The sequence below is a fragment of the Thermotoga caldifontis AZM44c09 genome (genome assembly GCF_000828655.1).
Taxonomy (GTDB): domain Bacteria; phylum Thermotogota; class Thermotogae; order Thermotogales; family DSM-5069; genus Pseudothermotoga_A; species Pseudothermotoga_A caldifontis.
This window is the reverse complement of sequence record NZ_AP014509.1, coordinates 535,330-554,796: the sequence shown is the minus strand read 5'-3', so window position 1 is coordinate 554,796 and position 19,467 is coordinate 535,330. Positions and strand designations below refer to the sequence as shown.

General features: G+C 50.7%; 18 protein-coding genes and 1 tRNA gene. 4 read left to right on the top strand and 15 right to left on the bottom strand.

Features of this window, described 5'->3' with window-relative positions; translation table 11 throughout:
* Positions 1 to 73: 73 nt before the first annotated feature.
* Complete coding sequence (locus TSP01S_RS02690) at positions 74 to 442, bottom strand: YbjQ family protein (RefSeq protein ID WP_052463469.1); 369 nt, start codon at positions 440 to 442, stop codon at positions 74 to 76.
* Between the two features lie 321 nt (positions 443 to 763).
* On the bottom strand, positions 764 to 1,264 hold the full coding sequence (locus TSP01S_RS02685) for a hypothetical protein (protein ID WP_041076248.1): 501 nt from the start codon (positions 1,262 to 1,264) through the stop codon (positions 764 to 766).
* Between the two features lie 331 nt (positions 1,265 to 1,595).
* Between TSP01S_RS02685 and TSP01S_RS02680 the strand changes: the two genes are divergently transcribed.
* Positions 1,596 to 2,870, top strand: a complete 1,275-nt coding sequence (locus TSP01S_RS02680) for an MFS transporter (RefSeq protein ID WP_041076246.1) — start codon at positions 1,596 to 1,598, stop codon at positions 2,868 to 2,870.
* Between the two features lie 37 nt (positions 2,871 to 2,907).
* On the opposite strand, the gene TSP01S_RS02675 is transcribed toward TSP01S_RS02680, so the two are convergent.
* From TSP01S_RS02675 to TSP01S_RS02650, 6 genes are read right to left on the bottom strand one after another with little or no spacing between them, the layout of a single operon-like run.
* The gene (locus tag TSP01S_RS02675; protein ID WP_408033232.1) at positions 2,908 to 3,936 is read right to left on the bottom strand and encodes a serine hydrolase domain-containing protein; all 1,029 of its coding nucleotides are present in this window, start codon (positions 3,934 to 3,936) and stop codon (positions 2,908 to 2,910) included.
* A 5-nt stretch (positions 3,937 to 3,941) separates the two neighbouring features.
* Complete coding sequence (locus TSP01S_RS02670; protein WP_041076244.1) at positions 3,942 to 4,910, bottom strand: ABC transporter ATP-binding protein; 969 nt, start codon at positions 4,908 to 4,910, stop codon at positions 3,942 to 3,944.
* Positions 4,907 to 5,872 (bottom strand): ABC transporter ATP-binding protein, encoded by a 966-nt coding sequence (locus TSP01S_RS02665; RefSeq protein ID WP_041076242.1) that lies wholly within the window; start codon positions 5,870 to 5,872, stop codon positions 4,907 to 4,909. The genes TSP01S_RS02670 and TSP01S_RS02665 overlap by 4 nt, the downstream gene beginning before the upstream one ends.
* A complete protein-coding gene (locus TSP01S_RS02660; protein ID WP_041076240.1) occupies positions 5,869 to 6,954 on the bottom strand; it encodes an ABC transporter permease in 1,086 nt (361 codons plus the stop codon). The genes TSP01S_RS02665 and TSP01S_RS02660 overlap by 4 nt, the downstream gene beginning before the upstream one ends.
* 9 nt (positions 6,955 to 6,963) lie before the next feature.
* A complete protein-coding gene (locus TSP01S_RS02655) occupies positions 6,964 to 7,932 on the bottom strand; it encodes an ABC transporter permease (RefSeq protein WP_041076238.1) in 969 nt (322 codons plus the stop codon).
* 48 nt (positions 7,933 to 7,980) lie between these two features.
* Positions 7,981 to 9,753, bottom strand: a complete 1,773-nt coding sequence (locus tag TSP01S_RS02650) for an ABC transporter substrate-binding protein (protein ID WP_041076236.1) — start codon at positions 9,751 to 9,753, stop codon at positions 7,981 to 7,983.
* A 172-nt stretch (positions 9,754 to 9,925) separates the two neighbouring features.
* Here TSP01S_RS02650 and queF point away from each other — a divergent pair, with 172 nt between their 5' ends.
* Together queF and TSP01S_RS02640 are read left to right on the top strand one after the other, a co-directional pair.
* Positions 9,926 to 10,336 carry a preQ(1) synthase gene (gene queF / locus TSP01S_RS02645; protein ID WP_041076234.1) on the top strand — a complete coding sequence of 137 codons (411 nt, stop codon included), beginning with the start codon at positions 9,926 to 9,928 and terminating at the stop codon, positions 10,334 to 10,336.
* A complete protein-coding gene (locus TSP01S_RS02640) occupies positions 10,317 to 10,958 on the top strand; it encodes a queuosine precursor transporter (RefSeq protein ID WP_041076232.1) in 642 nt (213 codons plus the stop codon). The genes queF and TSP01S_RS02640 overlap by 20 nt, the downstream gene beginning before the upstream one ends.
* Before the next feature lie 23 nt (positions 10,959 to 10,981).
* On the opposite strand, the gene TSP01S_RS02635 is transcribed toward TSP01S_RS02640, so the two are convergent.
* The 3 genes from TSP01S_RS02635 to TSP01S_RS02625 form a co-directional block, all read right to left on the bottom strand.
* On the bottom strand, positions 10,982 to 11,806 hold the full coding sequence (locus tag TSP01S_RS02635) for a hypothetical protein (RefSeq protein ID WP_041076230.1): 825 nt from the start codon (positions 11,804 to 11,806) through the stop codon (positions 10,982 to 10,984).
* 6 nt (positions 11,807 to 11,812) lie between these two features.
* Positions 11,813 to 12,346: a hypothetical protein gene (locus TSP01S_RS02630; protein ID WP_041076228.1), complete on the bottom strand. Its 534-nt coding sequence runs from the start codon at positions 12,344 to 12,346 to the stop codon at positions 11,813 to 11,815.
* A 54-nt stretch (positions 12,347 to 12,400) separates the two neighbouring features.
* Positions 12,401 to 12,479: transfer RNA gene (locus TSP01S_RS02625), tRNA-Asp, on the bottom strand.
* Positions 12,480 to 12,702: 223 nt separating this feature from the next.
* Between TSP01S_RS02625 and TSP01S_RS02620 the strand changes: the two genes are divergently transcribed.
* Positions 12,703 to 14,352, top strand: a complete 1,650-nt coding sequence (locus TSP01S_RS02620) for a GGDEF domain-containing protein (protein ID WP_041076226.1) — start codon at positions 12,703 to 12,705, stop codon at positions 14,350 to 14,352.
* Between the two features lie 180 nt (positions 14,353 to 14,532).
* On the opposite strand, the gene TSP01S_RS02615 is transcribed toward TSP01S_RS02620, so the two are convergent.
* The 4 genes from TSP01S_RS02615 to TSP01S_RS02600 all read right to left on the bottom strand — a co-directional run bounded on the left by TSP01S_RS02615 (position 14,533) and on the right by TSP01S_RS02600 (position 19,464).
* Entirely contained in the window at positions 14,533 to 16,917 is a 2,385-nt protein-coding gene (locus TSP01S_RS02615) for a phosphoketolase family protein (protein ID WP_269450321.1), read from the bottom strand.
* Between the two features lie 137 nt (positions 16,918 to 17,054).
* A complete protein-coding gene (locus TSP01S_RS02610) occupies positions 17,055 to 17,252 on the bottom strand; it encodes a DUF6485 family protein (RefSeq protein ID WP_041076222.1) in 198 nt (65 codons plus the stop codon).
* 12 nt (positions 17,253 to 17,264) lie between these two features.
* A complete protein-coding gene (locus TSP01S_RS02605; RefSeq protein WP_041076220.1) occupies positions 17,265 to 18,317 on the bottom strand; it encodes an ABC transporter permease in 1,053 nt (350 codons plus the stop codon).
* Positions 18,310 to 19,464, bottom strand: a complete 1,155-nt coding sequence (locus tag TSP01S_RS02600; protein WP_041076218.1) for an ABC transporter permease — start codon at positions 19,462 to 19,464, stop codon at positions 18,310 to 18,312. Before TSP01S_RS02600 ends, TSP01S_RS02605 begins: the two co-directional genes overlap by 8 nt.
* Positions 19,465 to 19,467: the final 3 nt, after the last annotated feature.

Genomic DNA, 19,467 nt, shown 5'->3' with positions numbered 1-19,467 from the left:
GATATGGCCATGACATATGCCCACAACTTGGTAGCAAGACCCAAAGAAGTCATTTGGGACGGCAAGAAACTGTTTAGATCCTCTTGAGTTTCTCTGCCGTGCCATAGGCAAGAACTTCAACCACAGACTGCATGATCGAAGAGGTACCAAATCTAACGCCGAGAGTGGCATCGGCTGCGAGTTTCTCGGCTTCTGCGATCATTCTTTGCATTGCTATGTTCCTCGCTTCAATCAAGAGTTCAGTGTATGACTTTATTTCGCCGCCTGTATGAGTTTTGAAGGCAGCCGCAATGTCTTTATTCAGGTGTTTTGAGTGAACGGTGTTGCCCATCACAAGGTCCAACGTCTCGGTGATCTCGTAACCTTCGATCTTCTCGGTTGTCACAAGGAGTCGATCGACCCGAAAAGGTGTTCTCTTTGAAAGAAAAGGCGGATTTCGCACACTATCTTCCTATCACCTGCGGCTTTGTGGAAGTAGCCCTGTCAGATCCAATTTGTCGTGGGGAGTCTTCTTGGAAGGCTCCTGATGATCCTCGCAGTGCTTTCTGGTGCCGTATACAACATCGTGTCAAGGAAGCTTTCCAAAGAATTCGCTCCTCGTCTTCACGGGTCAACGGGTCAAATGAAGACCGTTCTCAACGCTCAGGCCATCGCAAGTTCGCTGTAACTTGGGAAATTTTCTTCGGCTGGTGTCCTTTTTTGGAAGTAAAACACTGAAAAAACTCAAGCCCCAACCATGAAGAGTCAAACCACAATCTCACTCTCATTGAGAAACAATGGGTTTTGGATAGATGATAGCCGTATTATCTCTCTTGAAGACGACCGCGATGTAGATTTTGTCAGGCTCGTTCTTCAACGTTAAGAACGGTACAGTATAGTTGCTTCTTTGCTGACTTTCCGGGTTTATCAGCAGAAGGTGAAGAAGATAGACCTTTTCCACATCGTCTGGTTTCATGCCGAGGTCGAAAGAATAAATGACCGTTGCGGCTTTAGTCTCGTAAATGCCGAGATATTGGACTTTCTTGCCGAGCGTGCTTATCGTGTTGCGCAGATTGGAAATGAACTCTTCCTTTAACTGAGCAACATCAGTACCTGGGGCAAGAGTCTTTACGTAGTTGTCGATCGCTCTTGGGTTTGTAATAAGATTTTCCAAAGCAACCGCAAGATCACTCGCAAGTTTTTCGATCGTCGGCTTTTGTACCTGTGGTTCTGCGCAGGCGAATAACAACAGGGCCAACGCGATAATCCAAACAGCTTTTTTCATATTCACTCCTCCTTTGATGCTTGTTGACCAAACTATTCGGGCCCCTGGTAGTATTTTACCTTACCACTCTCCGGGTTCATGGATTTCATCAGGCTTTACTACGAGCTGTTTCGAGGTGAGTTTCAACTTCCAGCCCCGCGAACCACCAACGCTTGCAGAGTTGTCACCGCGATCGACGCAGCTTTAAAAGTTCTTCGCGCGAGATTTCAAAAAGATTGGGTCTTTTAAGAACCTTTTCCGGACACATGTTCTTTAGCCTGTGGCAATACTAATGGATACAATATTAAATGGATCAGCACACAACAAAGAACATGAGCGCAGGTGATGTGCGATGCGGAGTCTGGACGATGTCATCGAAACGTACGTTCCGATGGAATACAAAAGGAAAATGCTTCTTCTGACGTCCATCCTGTGGATGTACGATGCGGCGGGCGTTCTGGTACTCTCGTTCACGCTTCCGTCGATCAGTCAGGTATGGAAACTTTCGATCGCTCAGTCGGCGAACCTGCTGAGCGCAACGTTCATTGGCATGCTCCTCGGCGCACTGAGTGTGGGGAGTTTGTCCGACGCTTTCGGTAGAAGATTGTCAAACCTTCTGTACTTCTTCCTCACATTCTTTCCAACGGCTATGCTCGGTTTGACCCGTGGTTTTGGATCTTTCTTCCTTCTGAGGTTGATTTCCGGGATCGGCTACGGCGGCTTGATGCCTTCGGTGAACGCGTACCTCGCAGAGTTCATGGGAAAGTCTCTGAGAGGTGCCTTCCTCGTGCTGCTCGAGGCGAGCTGGGCGGTAGGAAGCATCGCCATAGGACTGGTCTCGGTGCTGACGATTTCCTATTCTTGGAGAATATCGTATCTGGTCTTTCTGAGCGGCGCACTGCTCGTACTGGTGTTGCTGAAACTTCCAGAATCACCCAGGTTCGCGTTCAAGAAGGGTGGAAAACCTTCTCTGGAGAAAATCCTGAAGACAAAAATTGAAGAAGAGATCCAACCGCTCCGCGAAGCGAAAGTCACAGTTGTTGAGATTCTGAAGGGACCTCAGGCGCGGAAAACTTTGATGATCTGGACGGTGTGGTTCACCGTCAGCTTCGTCTATTACGTGCTCTTCTCCTGGGCTCCGAAGATCTTCGCGCAGCACGGCCTCACGGTCACCAGATCGCTCTGGTTCACTTTCTTCATGATGGTCGCCCAACTGCCGGGATATCTGTCCGCAGCGTACTTCATCGAGAAGATAGGTAGAAAGAGATCGTTGCAGGTCTATCTGGCCGGTATGGCCGTCAGCTCCATACTCTGGGCTTTCGTTTCCAGCACGTTTCAGCTGGTTTCTGTGGCGCTGTTGCTCTCTTTCTTCACGCTCGGCGTGTGGGGTCTGGTGTACGCGTACACGCCGGAGATCTATCCCACAACGATGCGCGCGACCGGTAACGGGATGGCGGGCGTTGTGGCACGGATCGCGGGCATCCTGGCTCCTCAATACGGCGGCTTCATGCTGCAGAGGAACGCTTCTTTTCTGGAAATCTTCTTCTGGCTGGCTCTGCTTTCAATGTTCGCAGCTGTGATCGTGAGCCTGTTCGCAGTTGAGACAAAGCAGCAGGACATCACCTGACGTTTTGGTTTTCCGTCACCCGTTTGGGCTTTTTTCATCACTCGAAAATAGATCTTTTCTCCTCGATGCTGGAAAACACGACGTTGTGGAGCAACGCCCTGATCCTCATGATCTCCTCTTCGAACCTCTTTATGAAACCTTTGTTCGTCAAGAAGATCACGAACAGACCGTCCTGGCGGCACCAAATCGTCGTACCGGTGAAACCACTGTGACCGAAAGCCTTGTCTGTGAGCATATCACCGCTGCTCGTTCCGCTCGCCGGGCACATCCACCCGAGGTGCCTCTTTCCATTGCTCGCTTCGATCACGGTCTGCGTGAACAGTTTCACCACGGGCTTTGGAACGATCTCGCCTTTCAGCAACGCGCTCATGAATCTGTAAAGGTCTTTCACGTTCGAAAACAGGCCCGCATTCCCGCTCACACCACCGAGGTAATAGGCGAGTTCGTCGTCCGGAAGACCCACCAACCTTTTACCTTCCCTCTCCGACGTCGGGGCGATGTTCTCGCCGTGACCAGGTGAGAATCTCGTGTGTTTCATCTGCAACGGCTCGAAGATGGAATAAACGAACTCGTCGAAGCGTTGATCGGTTATTCTCTCGACTACAGCCATGAGCGTGATGAAGTTCAGGCACGAATAGACGATCTTCTTCCCCGCCTCTTCGATGGGTTGTATCTTCAAAATCTCTTCGAGCAGTTCTTTCCCCCTCAGGTACTTCCACAGTTCCGAGTACGGTTGCATACCGGACGTGTGCGACAGAAGTTGCAGGATGGTGATATCTCCTTTGGGTTTTTCAACGTTTATGAACCTTCCCACCCTGTCGTGCAGGTGGAGATAACCTTCGGCGAACAGCTTCATCACGGCGGTAGTTGTGGCGACAACCTTCGTTAGGCTGGCGAGATCGTACACCGTTTCGAGGTTCGTTTTTCTTTCAAAATCCAGCGTTCCGTAAGCTTTCTCGTAGACGATCTCGTCGGGCCAGGCGATCAACAGTGTGGCTCCAGGATAGATCCTGTTCAAGCCTTCCTCGACGATCCGATCGATCGATCTGAACAGTTTTTCTCTCAATTTTCTCACCTCTCGTACAAAAAACAGGCGACTCTATGCTTCTCATCACCTTTGAGCTGCGGCCTTTCTCTTTCACACCTTTCGAACCTGTAATGGCACCTCGTTGAAAAAACGCACCCCTCTGGCGGATTCACCGGGCTTGGGGGTTCTCCGTAAAGTTTCAGCTGAGAGAGCTTTCTCTGTCTTGGATCCCAATCCGGGACGGCAGACATGAGGGCTTTCGTGTAAGGATGCAGCGGGTTTTCGAACACCTCGACTGCGTCTCCTTCTTCCACGACGTTGCCGAGGTACATCACGATCAACCTATCGCTCATGTGGTAGACGAGATCCAGATTGTGCGATATGAAAAGATAAGACATTCCGTATTCCTCTCTCAACTCCTGAAGCAAGTTCACGATCTGACTCTGCACGGAAACGTCCAGCGCAGACGTTGGCTCGTCACAGACGATGAGTTTCGGTTTGAGCGCTACGGCTCTGGCTATGGCTATCCTCTGTCTCTGTCCGCCAGAAAATTCGTGCGGATAACGTGATAAATGTTCTCTGTGAAGTCCCACTCTGATTAGGAGCTCGGTCACGTACTCTTCCATCTCTCTCTTCGATTCGAAAATTCTGTGTGCCTCGAGGGGTTCTTTCACCACGTCCAGGATCGTCATCCTCGGATCGAGCGAATTGAAAGGATCCTGAAAGACCATCTGGACTGTCCTTCGAAAGAGTCTTTCAACGTCTTTCGGAACCTTCTTGGTCACATCGATTCCTTGAAATTCAATCGTTCCGGAAGTGGGTTGAAGGATCCTGGCAACGATCCTTCCAAGCGTGGTCTTGCCACAACCGGATTCTCCGACCACACCGACGACCTCGTTCTCCGCGATGTCCAGGTCCAGCTCCTCGAGTGCCCTCACCCAGCCGACGATCTGCAAAAAGACTCCGGCCCTCACGGGAAAGTATTTTTTGACCTTTCTCAGCGAGACTATCACCGTGCATCACCTTCACGGTACAGCCAGCAGGCGACACTCGAACCGTCCACGTGCACTTCCGTTGGTTCCTGTTCACGGCAGATCTTCATAGCTTTCGGACATCTCGGATGGAACCTGCAACCAGCCGGCCAGTTCGTCGCCGCAGGAACGTTGCCCTCGATGAAGGGAAGTTTCTTATTTCTGTACTCTCTTCTGATCCTCGATTCGAGCAAACCCTTGGTGTACGGATGAAGAGGTTGTTCGAAGAGTTTCAAAACGTTCGCCCTCTCAACGATCTTTCCTGCGTACATAACGTGGACCCTGTCCGCAACTTCAGCCACGACACCGAGATCGTGGGTGATGAAGATCACCGATGTTCTGTACTGCCTCTGAAGTTCTTTGAACAGGTTCAGCACCTGTGCCTGTATCGTGACGTCCAGCGCCGTGGTTGGCTCGTCCGCTATAACGATGTCCGGGTTGGTGAGTAAGGCCATCGCGATCATGATCCTCTGCAACATCCCACCGCTCATCTGGTGGGGATACTCGTTGAAACGTTGTTCTGCGGAAGGTATCTGGACTTTCTTCAACATGTCTACGCACAGACTTTTCGCCCGCCGCTCGTCCACCTTCAGATGCTTCATGGCAACCTCCATCATCTGTTTTCCAATCGTGTAGAGTGGGTCGAACGAAGACATGGGTTCTTGAAAGATCATGGATATCTTCTTACCGCGTATCTCCTCAAGCTCTCTTTCTGACAACTTCGTCAGCTCGATATCACGATACCAGATACTCCCGCTCACGATCGCCCTCTTCACAAGTCTGAGTATGGTGAGCGCTGTGACGGTTTTACCACAGCCAGATTCTCCAACGATCGCGAGTGTTTCCTGTTCTTCGAGCGTGAAAGAAACCCCATCGACCGCTCTCACGAGACCGTCCAGCGTGTTGAAGGAAACTTTCAGGTCCTCTACTCTCAGCAGGCTCATACTTTCTCAACCGTCCTGTAAGGATCAAGGGCATCCCTCAACGCATCACCGACGAAGTTGAAGGCGAGCACCGAGATCATTATGAAGAATCCAGGAATCAGGAGCCAGGGGCTCGTGGACAGCGCGGAGAGCGATTGAGCCTGGTTCAAGAGCAATCCCCAGCTCGTCATGGGTTCCTTTATTCCCAGTCCCAAAAAGCTTATCGCGCTCTCTCCGAGGATCATGCCGGGTATCGAGAGTGTGGAGACAACCATGAGATAGCTCATGATGTTAGGTATCAAGTGCCTCGTGATTATCTTGAAATCCGACACGCCCGCCACCTTTGCGGCGAGGATGAACTCTTTTTCCCTCAGACTCAGTACCATCCCTCTGACAACCCGTGCCACGCCCATCCACCCGATGAGTGACAGCACGACCACGATACCGAAGTACACCCACGTGCTCGGCCAGCTTGGAGGCAGTATGACGGAGAGCGCGAGCCACAGGGGAATCCTCGGGAAAGACCGGAGCAGCTCTATGAACCTCTGGATGAGGACATCCACCCATCCTCCGTAGTAACCTGAAATCGATCCGATCACAGAGCCTATGATCACGCTGATGAGCGTGCCCACCAGTCCGACGGTGAGAGACACTCTACCACCGTGAAGGACTCTCGAGAAGAGGTCCCTACCGAACCTGTCGGCTCCGAATAAAAGCAACATCATCTCGTTCGCATCAGCTTCTATGCCGAAGAGATGAACGTTCGTTTTGAACATTCCCCAGAATTTGTACTCTTCTCCTTTTACAAGCATCTTGATTGGATATATTTTCGATCTATCCTCCTCGTACTTCATCCTGAACGTCACAGGATCTCTCGTTCTTTTCAAACCGTACACGAAGGGACCTCTGAACTTTCCTTCGTGGAAGAACCTGATCTTCGTTGGCGGTGCGTAGGTGAATCGACTGTGCGTCTCGGTGAAGCTGTAAGGCGAGATGAAGTCTGCAAAAATGATGAGCGTGTACAGCACCACGAGGATCCAGAAACCTATCAGACCAAGCCTGTGCCTCCTGAACTGGTAGAAAACTCTCTGCCACGTGTTCATCTTCTCACCTCAGCTGATCCTTATCCTCGGATCGAGCAGGGCCAGCGCGATGTCTGCGAGCAGGTTTCCGATCTGTGTTATCAAGGCTATGAACAGCAGGAAGGCCATCACCAGGTACTGATCGTGGTTCAAAAGGGCGTTGTAAAAGAACGGTCCTATCGTTGGCAGGTTCAGCACTATGGACGCGATGATCGTTCCGCTGAACACGTTGGGCAGCTCCATGCCCGCTATGCTCACCAGTGGGTTCAGCGCGTTCTTTATCACGTGCTTTCTGACTGTTTTCTCATCCAGCCCTCGGGCCCTCAGGGCCGTCACGAACGGAGAACCGAGCACGTCCAGCATGTTGCTCCGCATGATCCTCATCAATCCTGCAAGACCGCTCACACCCACAACCACTATGGGAAGCCACAGATGTTTCAGCAGATCGACAAATTTCGCCCAGCTCATGGGGGCTCCTATGAACTGGGGTGAAAACAGTCCACCCACCGCCGTGCCCCCGACTCTCAACACCAGATAGACGAGCACTAAGGCGAGAAAGAATTCTGGAATCGAAAGACCCACGAAGCCTAAGACCGTGAGCGTGTAATCGATCGGTGTGTATGGATGCAACGCAGAATAGATTCCCATCAGAGTCGCAAAGAGCCACTGAAAACCTATCGTCAGGATGGAGATGGCCACCGTCCAGCCGAGCCGTTCCCATATCAGCTCGACAACGGGTCTTTGGTAAGAGAAAGAGTAACCGAAGTCGCCTTTCGTGACGATGTTCTTTATCCACATGAAGTACCTCTGGTAGGCGGGTTTGTCCAGAGCGAGCTCTCTTCTGAGCGATTCGATCTGTTCAGGTGAGATGCGGGGATTTTCCAGATATTGCGAAAGAAAATCTCCAGGTTGAAGTTCTGTCACCACAAAACAAATGATGGAAACGAAAAACATCATCGGTATCATGATGAGAATCCTTCGAACGATGAAACTCCACATTCCAAATCACCTTTGATGAAGGGCTCCCCTGAGTGGGGAGCCCAGGGTTCATTTCCTGTAGCTGGTCCAGACTGTGAAGCGCAGCATACTGTCGTCAGTTAAACCGGCGTTACCCAGCGTCTTGTTGAAGCCCCAGATGTTCATACCTTTGCACACGAAGATGACCGGCAGATAGATGTGGTACAGTTCCTGAACCTCGTCGTAGTATGCCTTTCTCTTTGCCGGATCCATTTCTATCTGTGCTTTTTCGAACAGCTCCCATATTCTCTTTTCCCAATCGAGCATGTTCTCAAGGACTGGTTGTGGTGGTGTCTTCGTCTTGTCCATCGTCGAATAATGCCAGTAGTAAAGCTGTGTACCGGGTTGCCATATGGCCTTTCTCAGCTGCAAGTCTGGCTGGTTCCCGAACGCCCTTATCCCAGCCTGGAAGTTGCCGGCACCGAACATCTGACCGACTAAGGAAGAATCGAGGATCTGCAGGTTAACCTTTATTCCCAGTTTCTTGAGATCTTCTGCGAATATGAGCGCGACGTCCTGATACTCCTTCGGTGAGTTCTGAACCAGCAAGTTGAACTCAACACGCTTGCCGTTCGGGAAGAGTCTGTAGCCTTCTTTGTCCCTCTTCGTCAAGCCGAGCTTGTCGAGTAACTCGTTCGCTTTCTTCAGATCGTACGGTCTGAGGAGCTGCTCTACCTTGGGATTGTAGAAGGCTTTGTTGGATGGGAGTATCAAACCTGCATCCGGTATCGCCAGGCCCGCGAACACTTCATCGATTATTCTCTGTCTGTTCAGCGCGTACTCCATGGCCTCTCTGAACTCGAGCTTGATGAACAGACTTCTCAGATCAGGATCGTCCACATCGAAGTTGAAGGAGATGTGTATCGGACTTGGTGTTGGCTGGTTCGGCTGAGTGGCATAGACGACGTAAGGCGTTTTACCCGTGAGTTCCTGTTCTTTGAGCATGGGATAGTCCCTCGAAGCGATCGCCATGAAGTCTATCTCTCCTGCCATGAACTTTGCAGTACGCATCTCGGCATCCCTGATGATCAGATACTCCACCCTGTCGAAGTAAGGTAGCTTGTTTCCGAATCTGTCCACTTTCCAGAAGTACGGGTTTCTTTCGAGCACGAGTTTCTGATCCGTGATGAGCTGAACCGGCTTGAACGGACCGTTCACGACGATTTCTTTCGGATCCGTGTTCGACAGCCAGACTCTGTTGACCGAGCCAAGATCGTTCTTATCGATGAGAGGTTCGAGCTTGTGCTTCGGATAGATGTAGACGTGTGAGAGCACCGTGAAGAACGCTCCGTACGGTGATGGGAGGATCGCTTTGACGGTCTTGTCGTCCAGCTTGACCCACTCGATCATCCTGTTGACACCTTGTTCGTCCGGTATCGTGAACCTGTCGATCGAGTTGCCACGTGCGTACTTGTTCATGACGAAGTACTGGAACGTGAAGACCACATCGTCTGCTGTGATGGGTGTTCCGTCCGACCAGTACGCCTCACGCAGCTTGAAGGTGACTTCTTTTCCATCCGTCGAGACGGTCCAGGATTTCGCCAGAGCCGGTCTGATCTCGTTCGTCACCGGGTGCATTTCCACCATCGTTGAGAACATCGGGCCCATGATGACGCTGTAGCTCGAAGAATCGAGTGTTCCATAAAGCAGGTAAGATTCCGGAGTCGAGGCCAGAGCGAGTCTCAAAGTGCCCCCGATCTTGGGTGAAGGATCCGGTGTCAAAAGTTCGTCTTCCACGGCGTACTCGGTCGCGAACACAACGCATGCCAGGACCGCGAGGATCACGAAAAACAACCTCTTCATACCGACACCCCCTTGCAAAAATGTTATCACAATATTCGGATTCCCCCAGTATGATATCACAACTCTGGGTACGAACGTGTTAAGATGGCCCCGGGTAGTTCGTCGAACTGCGTTTCTTCGTGACTTGACTGTATGATATGGTGGGATAGAATTCTTGATCGGAGGTGGACCCATGCCGAAGGCAGAAGGAAGGATTTTTCACTTCGAAGGGCACGAAGCTATAAGAACGGATTTTCTTGAAACCATCGATTTCGATGGTAAGGATGAATACATCAGGATCGAGACGGAAGAATTCTCCGCCGTCTGCCCGTTCTCCGGGCTGCCCGACATCGGAAAGGTGATCATCGAGTACTATCCGGACGGTGGAAAGATCGTCGAGCTGAAATCGTTGAAGTACTACTTTGTCAGCTTCAGAAACGTCGGAATCTACCAGGAAGAGGCCACGAAAAGAATTTACGAAGATCTCAAGAAACTTCTCAACACCAACAGGCTCAGGGTGACCGTTATTTACAACATCCGCGGTGGTATCAAAGTGACGACACAGATGGGAGGCCTGGAGGGTCATGACAGAAAGGTTGAATGAGAAACTCATCACGCTCACGAGCATCTTCATATTTGCCATAGTTGCTTCGAACGTGACCGCATCGAAACTGGTCAATCTGGGACCGTTCATCGTTCCTGTGGCCGTGATATGCTATCCTGTGACCTTCGCCATCACCGACATCGTGAGCGAAGTCTACGGCAGGAAAATTGCTCAGAGGATCGTCTGGAGCGGGTTTTTCGTTTCCCTTCTGTTGATGCTCTACAGCAGGATCGTGGTCGTTTATCCACCGGCGAGCTTTTTCAAAGACAACGAAGCCTTCATAAAGGTTTTCTCCTCCACACCGAGGATCGTTGTTGCGAGCATGATCGCCTACGTAGCCTCCCAAACTCACGATGTTTGGGCGTTTCACGTGTGGAAAAGGCTCACGAAGGGAAAGCATTTGTGGGTGAGGAACAATTTCTCCACCATCGTTTCTCAGTTCATCGATACGTGCTTGTTCATCGTGGTGGCGTTTGTCAACACCGTACCCGGTGATGTTCTGCTGCGCATGATATTCTCCCAGTACATCGTCAAGTTCATCATCGCGCTCATAGACACACCTTTCGTCTATCTCGGCGTCAAACTGGTCAGCGGAAAATGGGTGGTGAGTGAAATAAATTGAAATAAATTGAGACATCTGCTCGTTCAAAAAATCGTTGTACTGAACTTACTCTTCTGCTCCAGAAGGAATTTTTCAAGCCTTTCCATGTCCAGTTCGGCCAGAAGGACCGCGTTTCCTTCCAGCGATTCGTTCCTCACGATGTAACCGTCGTGATTCTGTGTGATAGGAATGGGTCCGGAAACGCAGGCTCGATCTTTGAGGCGATTTTGAAGAAGTTTTCCAACGAGCGTTGCCTTCAGACAGTAGTAACCAACCATCTGCGCGTGCGACCAGAAGTAGTATTTATCGTCCCACTCGCTGTAGATGTTCGTCCCGCTGGTAGGCGTCACAACGATCCTGACGCCCTCCTCGACCAGTTTCGCCAAGGCCTCGCTGCTCACAAGTAAACGTTTCGGCACGAGCGCCAGAACATAATCTTTCACTTTTGTGCGTTTCTCACCGAGTGAACGTCCCTCACTGCAGAGTTTTAAACCGCGTGTCGTACCGAAAGCCACGGTGCAGTTCAATCGCCGTGAGAGTTCCAGCATGAACCGTTCGCACTGTTTGCTGACCGTCTCCGGCACCTTCAGCTTGTTCTTTATGAATCTGCCAGGCAAGGGGAAAGACCATACGCCGCGTAAAAAGAACAAATCTGTCAGTGCGGGAAACACGACCACGTCGGGAGAAAAGCTGGCGATCTTGGAAAGCAGGGACATGAAAAAATCTGTGAAGATCTTTCTGTTTTTGAAACTGGAGTCGTACTCGAGCTGCAGAACTGCGGTGCGTACAACGTGATCAGGGCCGAGATGTTTTCGTGAAGGCGGTAAGTCTCTGAAAAGTCTCCAGAGGTTCGTAAAGAGAAAATCCATGACGTATCAACCTGCGAGGCTTTTAACGATGAAGAACTTGCCCGAATCGGTTCGGGACACATCGAGTTCCACGATGCACGAAGAAGTCGCATCGAAGAGGATGCCCGATCGATCCATTCCCTGGCCTGGAACGCAGAAGAAGAGGTGAGTTGCTCCTGCGTGTTTCGCCAGCAGCACCACCGGAATGTTGAACTCCCTGCTCGAACCCCAGCAGATGGTTTTGACGAGCAACAATTCTTCGGGCTTGGACAAATCCTGAAAAACGAACAGTGCATTTGCTCCGAGCTCCGCGGCCCTCTTTGCGTATCTCCAGTTCATGGAACCGGTCACGACGGCGAAAAGTCCGTGCGGAAGCTCAAGGACGTGGAAACCCAAACCGTAGCTGGTCTCCTCAGAGAAGTTCGAAAGTAGAATGTAACCTTTATCGCTTCCCAGAAGGTAGAAGTTTGCCCCGCTGACCGGTTGCTCCACCCAGGAGACTGCAAGATCCACATTGAAGAATTCACTCAGAACGATCTGTCTCCCAAGGAACAGCTTCACTCGTCCACCTCGAAAGAATTATAACACAAAAGGAGGGCTCCAAGGCCCTCCCTTTGGCGGGGACGACGGGATTTGAACCCGCGACCACCGGTGTGACAGACCGGCATGCTAAACCAGGCTGCACCACGTCCCCGACTTTCCAGCGATATTTAGTATACCACAGACTCTTGGAAGATTGCAAGTGGGTGGTTGAAGGCTTTAGTGTTTTTGCTGACACGCAGTCCCGATCAGCGGCAACCGTGTTCTTTGGCAATTCTGCGAGCGCGTGAGAAAAGTGAGTCAATTCACACAAGGTATGATAACATAATAAGGGCGGGTGAATAAGAATCCGGAATAAAGATTATAAGCCTTCCTTTTTGAAAGTCATTTTCGAAAGACTGTTTTTCACGACCACACTCATCGTAGTCGGCACAATTTTGGTTGTGATCCTGCTGGTTGATCATTTCTATCGCAAATACGTTTTTCAACCGCTTTTCAAAGATACCGTCACCTTCGTTTCTTCTTACATAGACCAGTGGCAGAGAACGGTCAAGGCTTTCGATGCTTCTTACAATCCCATCGTGAGGGACCTTCTGAACGTCCTGGCAAGCGAACTGGAAACTTATGGAGAACTTTCTGACGAGCAGATAACAGAAATACTGGCAAAAAGGCTTGAAACACTGTCGATGCAGTACATCGAACGTGTGAACTGGTACCTGATAAGTCCCAGCGGTGTTATAGAAAGAACGAATTACGCTACAGACCTCGGTTTAAATATTGCGAGCGCTGTTCCAAGGTATTGGACGGCGAGGCTCGAGCCACTGAAGCCAGGACAGTTTCTCATTGAAGGCCTGAGCTTCGAATACAGGACCAACCTCCCGAGGATCTATGGATACAGAAGATTGTCCAGCGGGTGGATACTGGAAATCGGTCTGGCGCTCGATCCGGTGATCGTGACCGATCTGTGGGAAAGTGTGGAAGAATTAACTCACAACAGCAGATACGTAAAACGAATCTCCCTTTACGGTGCTTCCTTTGCACCGTTTGGGAATTACCCACCCCTCGACGATGAAGAGAAACGATACTTCAGCAAACAGGAAGCAGAGAACGATTTCGTGATCCAAAATCTGGGAGGTTCCCGATACAAAATTTACAAGAACTGGATCCCAACGACCCAGACGGGCATCGACTGGAGCGGTAAGAGCGCCTTTTTCACCTTAAGGGTTTTGACGGTCCTGGATTTTTCCGAAGCAGAATCCATGAAGAAGACATTGATCGTTCTTCTCAGCTCAGCCGTCACCGCGGGTATGATCCTGAGTTTCTGGCTCAGCCTCGGTGTTTTCAGAAGGATTTCAAAACCGATCAAAGATACTCTGCAAGAGATCGAACAATTCCAGAGATCGCCGTTTGCCGAGAGTAGTGACCATGCTGTCGAAGCATCCATCAAAGAAATCTCCAAGTTGCAGGAATCCATTCAGGATATGAAAAAACAGATCAGAGATCAGTTGACATCCCTCTACCTTGTCAATCGGAATTTAAGAGAGGATATCGAAAGATACAAACTCGACGTATTCATAGATCCGCTGACCAAACTCTTCAACAGAAGATTTCTGATGCAGTGCCTCGAAGACCTACAGAAAAGCACTTCGAACATCGTGATATGTTTTCTGGACATAGATTCTTTCAAGATGATCAACGATACTTATGGTCACTACGTGGGCGATATGGTGCTGAAGGCGTTGGCTGAAGTGTTGCGCACCGAGATAAGAAAGACTGATCTCGCGTTCAGGATCGGAGGGGACGAGTTCGTGGTGTTCTTTGTGGATTTGCAGATTCAAGAAGCTCAGCAGGTCATCCAAAGAATTGAGAACAAACTTGCAAGCGTCGAATTCGAAGATTTTCCCGGTTTGAGAATCTCGGTGAGCCACGGTTTTTCACAGTGGTCACAGGGCTTTGGGATAAGCATCGAAGAAGCTCTGAAAGAAGCAGATTTAGAGATGTACAAAAACAAGTCTCAAAAGAAATAGATTCGATTTCATGAGGAGTGCATTAACCTCACGAAATCGATTTGGGCAATTGATCCCCACCCAGTGCAAACTTCGCGCTTGCCTGGCCCATTCAAATCGATCTTACCGCTTTCGAACCACACTTCAGCCAGTATCGCTCGAGCAAGTCGAAACGAAACCCCCACCCTCAACCTGGAAGGCTCAAAGCTCCGGCTTGTCCACACCGTGTTCGTAAGCGTACTGGAGCGCTTCGATCTGGGCGTTTCTTATCAGATCTCTCGCGTAACCGGCTTTCTGGCGTATGTGTTCGACCCTGTCTATCACGTCTATCGCTATGCTGAACCTGTCGATCTGGTTCAGGATCGCCAGCTGCATCGGTGTGGTTATGCCACCTCTTCCTTTCAAGAACGGTGAGAGCGCTGTGGAATCTATTCCATACTTTCTGTTCTCCCGATAGCCTCGCACGTGTATGTTGCTGTGGTTCGTCCTTCTGTAGGTGAGTCTGTGTATGAGCCAGGGATAACCGTGGAAGTTGAATATGACCGGCTTGTCCGTGGTGAAATAAGAATCGAACTCTCTGTCGGTCAATCCGTCGGGATGTTCCGTGTTCGGCGTGAGGGTGAAGAGGTTTATCACGTTCACAAACCTTATCCTGAGTTCCGGGAAGAACTCCTTCAGGATCTTCACTGCCGCGACGGCCTCTTTCGTCGGGATGTCCCCACAGCTCGCGACGACAACGTCGGGTTCTTCCTGAGGATGGTTCGATGCAAAATCCCAGATCGCGATCCCCTTTATCACGTTCTTGATCGCCTCGTCGATGCTCAGATACTGTGGATGTTTCTGTTTGTCCGCGACGATGATGTTTATCCTGTTCGTCGTCTGTAAACAGTGCCACACCGTCGCTAAGAGCGTGTTCGCGTCGGGTGGGAAGTAGACCCTCACCACGTTGGGCCATTTGTCGACTATCGAAGTGATGAAACCGGGATCTTGGTGCGTGAAGCCGTTGTGGTCCTGTCGCCACACGACGGAAGTCAGCAGCAGGTTCAAAGATGAGATCGGCATCCTCCAGGGAATATCTGAAGATATATCGATCCATTTTCCAAACTGGTTGACCATCGAAGAGATGATGGGTGCGAAGCCTTCGTAAGTGTTCAGAAGGCCGTGTCTGCCGGTGAGCAAATAACCTTCGAGCCAGCCTTCTACCGTGTGCTCAGACAGGATCTCCATGACCCTTCCGAAGGCCGAAAGATAGCCCTCATCACTGTCTACAGGCAGGATCTTCGCGTTCCAGGCTTTGCCGTGTGCGAAGGTCGCATCGAGCCTGTTCGATCTCGTTTCGTCCGGCCCGAAAACTCTGAAATTGTTCGAATTGAGATCCATGATTCTCCTGAGATAGTCTCCCAGTGGACGGGTGTTTTCGTGGTACCTCTGTCGTTCTGGATCGATAGAGAATTCCTTCAAAGGAGGCAGTTTCAGCGGAACCCTGACGAGTCCACCGTTCGCGTTCGGGTTCTTGCTCATCTTGAGTTCGTCCGGTGGAACGACTTCGAGCAGATCTTCCCTCAACCTTCCAGACCGATCGAAGAGTCTGTCCGGTTCGTAACTCAACAGCCACTGCTCCAGAATCTTCAAGCTCTCGGCGTTCTCTTTGGCATCGGCGAGTGGGACCTGGTGCGACCTCCAGTACCCTTCGATGTAATGGTCTCTGACGATCTTCGGTGCGGTCCATCCTTTCGGAGTTCTCAGGATTATCATTGGCAGGATCGGCCTTTCGATCTTTTCCTTCGCGCGGGACCAGATGTCGATGATCCTTTCAACACACTTATCCATCGCTTCCATCATTCTCTGATGTGATTCGAGATGATCGTCGGTTCCGTCCACGATGATGGGATCGTATCCGTAGCCTTTGAACAGACTCAGCAGCTCGCTTTCTTCTATTCGAGCAAGGATCGTCGGGTTGTTTATCTTGTAGCCGTTCAAAGATAAGATCGGCAGAACCGCACCATCTCTTGCTGGATTGAGAAATTTATTGGAATGCCACGATGCCGCAAGAGGTCCAGTCTCCGCTTCGCCGTCACCGATAACCGTTATGGCTACAAGTTTTGGATTATCGAATACCGCACCGTAAGCGTGAGAGAGTGAATAACCGAGTTCGCCACCTTCCTGTATCGAACCTGGTAATTCGGGCGTGCAATGACTGCCAAATCCACCCGGGAAAGAAAAGTACTTGAAGAGTTTTCTCATACCCTCTTCGTCCTGGGTGAACTCTGGATAATACTCGCTCAACGTTCCTTCCAGATACACAGGTGCTATCACGCCGGGTGCACCGTGTCCCGGTCCGGCGATGAAGATGGCGTTCAGATTGTATTTCTTTATAACCCTGTTGGCGTGAACGTACGCGAAGCTCAGGGCCGGTGAAGCACCCCAATGCCCGAGCAGTCTGTTTTTCACGTGTTCGGGTTTGAGGGGAACTCTCAGCAGTGGATTGTCCTTGAGGTAGATCATGCCGGCTGCGATGTAGCAGCAGGCTTTCCAGAAATCGTTCAACTTTTCAACCATAGTTTCACCTCGATGTGATTTTACCACGTGCGTCTGCAGCTGTATACCGCCAGGTCGTACAAACCGGGTCCAAGTTCAAAACCAACAACATCAAAAGGCACGCTTCAACGCGTGCACAAACTTGCGCATTTCTTCGTTGATTTTCCTCGACCGGCGGTTCGGGTTCAACCTTTTCTGGTTCTCAAGAAATTCTCTATGGATCTATCCCAGGTTCTTTCCGCTTCGTTGGAGAAATAACACGCGGGAAGTTCCCCGTGGCTCCTGTGGTACGCCAGACACTCGCAGCAGATACCCTTGCGCGGACAACCCGGATAGGAACAGTTGCACCTTTTGAGGTTCTTCTCTCTGTTGACGCAGTCCAAAGTGAACACCTCCTACTCGGCTCTCAAAAAGAGTTTACCAGAGAGCCACAGCAAGCACAGTCCTGCCAACAGCATGACGAAGTTGACCGACCAGAAGAGTGACGGACTCATCAGCTGAAGCTTCGCACTCGCACGGACCAGATCTGCCACGTACTTCACCGGAAGGACGTAGCCGATCCATCTGAAGTAGGATGGCATCCAGGACAGCGGGAAGTAAACTCCAGAGAAAAACATCATGAAGGTGTTCAAAAGCGAGGCGACGTTCGAAGCGGCGTTGGGCTGTTTGAAAACGAGTGCGATCAGCAAGCCCACAGCCATCATACCGAAGGTGGAAAAAATGAGGGTCGGAACCAGCATGAACCAGTTGAAGGCCAGCTGAGCGTTGAACATCACCCTGCTCAGGAGGATGATGAAAGCCAGAGATAGGAAACTGAGCGACAGTCTCACGATGGAAACCGCGATGAGAAAACTTCTCAGCTTGACGCCCGTGGCGATGAGTCTTTTCAACGCGCCCTGTTTTCTGTACCTGCTGAAGATGGTCACCATGGAAAACATCCCATTCGAAAGGATCGAGATCGCCATCACACCGGTCAGGATGTGCTCCAAGGAAGCAACCTCTTTTTGGAGTGGGCTTTGAGCGATCCTCTCAACCTCCAAGTACGCTGGCACGTCGTTGATCACAGACTCGATCGCAGGTTTCAAAGAAACTGCGAGCATCTTCGCCCTCTGGCTCAGCTCGATGTCACCTTCGGCGTACAGGATCGATTGCGTGTCCTTGAGGACCACACCTACAGAGATCTTTCCATCCCTGATGTCCTGCTCGAGCTGTTCTACCGATGCGTAACGTTGAACTTTCCACGGACCTGAACTTTCTATCACCCGCTCGATCTGTTCGAGATCAGAAACGAGTCCCACGGTGTACTTACCAGATTCAGATGAACCAGCGAAGACGAAACCGAATATGATCAGAAAAACGATCGGAAACATCACAGTGAAGAAGAATTCTACGCGATTTCGAATCGAATCGAGAAAGATCAGTTTCGTCATACCAACGATCTCATTCATAGCCCATCACCCACTTGAACCTGATCAGGAACAGCGCAACGGAAGCGATCAACCAGAGGATTGGTATCGACCACATCTGCCAGATCGGCAAGTTGTAGACCGAGTGGCCGAGCGCGCCGCGAAGAAGCTCCGCAAGGTGCGTCGATGGCAGAGCCAAGGCGAAGTACTTCAAGAAAGATGGAACGTTGTATCTGAGAACCGGAAAATACAGACCACCCACGAACATCATGATCTGATAGAGAACTTGACCGCTCACCACCGCCGAAGCGGGCTTCGGGAAGAAACACACGAGCAACAGACCCATGGACAGAGAAACGAGCATCGAGAGCAACAGCGTGAAGATGAAGTTCCAGCTGAAGATGGATCTGCTCACGTTGTAAACAAAATATCCAAAAGTGTAGATGAGAAGGCACGAAATCGACATGACGATCAGCTGCGCAAGCACGAGTGAGAACAGGCCCTCGAAGGGTGTGACAGAAGATGCGTACAATCGTTTGTTCAAGCCAGAGGTTCTGTTGAACACGAGCCACAGGGGCAAATGGAAAAAGCCAAAAGACATGATGGCCATCAGCAAGATCCCGGGGAACAAATAGGTGGCGTAGTGAAAACTGCGCGCGTTCGGCTTACTGACAATGCTGAGCTGGAAGTTGACCTCTGTGAAGTTTCCGGGCCGGACCCTTTTGAAGATCTCGACGTTCAAAGTGCTCAGGATGGTTTGCAAGATCGTGGCTGCCGTTTCGGACTCCATCTTTCCAGACAGAAAATGAACCTTGAGTGAAACGTTGGACCGACCCGATGTGAGGATCGCCCTCGTCAGGTCCACGTTGAAACTGTCTGGAATTTCGAGCAGAAGCTGTATCTTGTCCGATTGAAGATCCTTCAGAGCCCGTGACAGATCCTCGTACTTCACCACGTGAAACGGGTCCGGCTGGATCTGCTCGATCACGTTCTCGAGGATCTTTCCAAATCCAGCGAGCTGTGTCCTTTGGAAGATCCCAAGCTTGAACCAAATCGGATTCGAAGTCCCCATACCTCCGAAGACCGAAACTAATATGAAGAAGAGTATGATCGGGAACACGAGTGGCCAGAAGACGGCCTCGAAATCTCTGAGTGTGTCGAGGAGGATGCCCTTCGTCAGCTTCAACATGTT